The following is a 1528-nucleotide window of genomic DNA, read 5'->3' as shown; positions in this document are numbered from 1 at the left end:
CCATTTAGTTGAAGAAGAAAAAGCTAAATAAGTGAGTATTCGAGAGATAATCGTATCTAACTGAGGGAGCTTAATAAGAAAAAGCTGCCAAAGGGTGGCAGCCAGACTTAAATATCAAGATCAGTTTAGTGTAATAAATTTAAAATTATCATTAACAAGATGGATATTGATAAGAAGCTAGCCATAAAATACCCAAAAAATTTTAATGGTTTAGGCAACTTTTTTACAGCATCCTTGCTAACAACATTTGAAGCATTTCCTTCTATCTTGTTAAAGTGGTCTATTACATCATTAAATGGTTTGTTTTCTTCCTTCATAAAACAACCCCCTTTACCACATTTTAACATATGTACTATTGTATAAATGCAATTATTTCTTGAACTAAACTGCACGTTTGTTCAATAAGTAAGTTCAACAAATAGAGTGTTAATCTCTCTTTGATCAACGCTCCCGTTGGGTATAACAATCTATTAACGTGGATATTTTAGCTTTTTATGACTTTACGATTATTTAGAGATTGAACTGGACGATGATCATCGGGGAAAATCTTTCGAAATGCTTCAATTTGTTCTTTTGACATTTCAATCGGCATTTCAAAAATGGTCCATTTTACCTCTTCTGTACAAGGAGGGGTCGTTAATGAACCCTCATAATGAAATGCAGTTTGATCTTCAGGAAGCAAAGCCTTTAAATCAACTGACTCATTCAAGGGAATATCTTTATCTGTTTCTTCTTTCGGTAGAATATCCCAGACCGCTGCTAGATTTTTATTTTCTTCACCTTCCTGAATCATCACTCCAAGGACAGCAATCTTTCCATTTGAATCTTTATGTACAAGGTGAAGCTCCATTACATAGTTTTTGCCGTTGAATTGATGCTCACTTGGGGTATGGAAATGAAATTGTGCAAGCTTGTACTCCTTCCCCTCAATGAGTATGCTGTTACTACCACCCGCAGCATTTGCCTGTACAGTATGACCATTGTTCATGAGTGAAAATAACGTCGGTTCATAATTAATTTGAAGGTCTTCTGCAGCTTGTTCATTCTCAACTTGCGAAAATTCAATGTTAATTGGCGATTGTTCACTACCATTTACACAGGCTGAGTTAGCAGGATCTAATTCCCCCCAGTGCTCGGGGCTTGTTTCCCCTTCATAGGACCAATGGGAAGTATTTATTTTAGTTACTTCTGTTTCTGCATTCTTTTCAGTTGCCTGTTCTTCTTTTAGTTTGGGAGTTTGTGCATTTTGTGATGTACAAGCTCCTAATACAGAACTTAACATCACAGCTAAAATTGGATAAACGAGTATCTTCTTCATGTAAGTGTCTTTCCCCATTTCCTGTTTTTATAAAACCTATATTAATTAAGATACTAAATATCCAATAAAATACATATACCTAACCTTTAAGTATAACGCTTACATTTGAATTTTGGGTGTATTTTACTATCTCAAATTTTTTGTGTTGATTTTTGAATTTCTTTTCATATCTCCTTATTAAGCTAACCTACCATTTACTTTAATAAAAAA

The 1528-nt window shown here is 34.2% G+C and carries 2 protein-coding genes; both read right to left on the bottom strand.

Translation table 11 applies throughout. The features are described from left to right. Nucleotides 1-125: 125 nt before the first annotated feature. Nucleotides 126-317, bottom strand: a complete 192-nt coding sequence (locus CN514_RS14050; RefSeq protein ID WP_098233132.1) for an amino acid transporter — start codon at nucleotides 315-317, stop codon at nucleotides 126-128. Nucleotides 318-484: 167 nt separating this feature from the next. Then, a complete protein-coding gene (locus tag CN514_RS14045; protein ID WP_098233131.1) occupies nucleotides 485-1318 on the bottom strand; it encodes a carbonic anhydrase in 834 nt (277 codons plus the stop codon). Nucleotides 1319-1528: the final 210 nt, after the last annotated feature.

Origin of the sequence: Bacillus sp. AFS001701 (genome assembly GCF_002559405.1) — a bacterium.
In the GTDB taxonomy this organism is placed as follows: Bacteria; Bacillota; Bacilli; order Bacillales; family Bacillaceae_G; genus Gottfriedia.
Note: the sequence above shows the minus strand (reverse complement) of the source record. Positions and strands in the feature narration are given on the sequence as shown.

What these genes read in the sequence shown, in the direction of transcription:
- CN514_RS14050 (WP_098233132.1), bottom strand. Translation starts at nt 317, where the DNA reads ATGAAGGAAGAAAACAAACCATTTAATGATGTAATAGACCACTTTAAC.
- CN514_RS14045 (WP_098233131.1), bottom strand. Translation starts at nt 1,318, where the DNA reads ATGAAGAAGATACTCGTTTATCCAATTTTAGCTGTGATGTTAAGTTCT.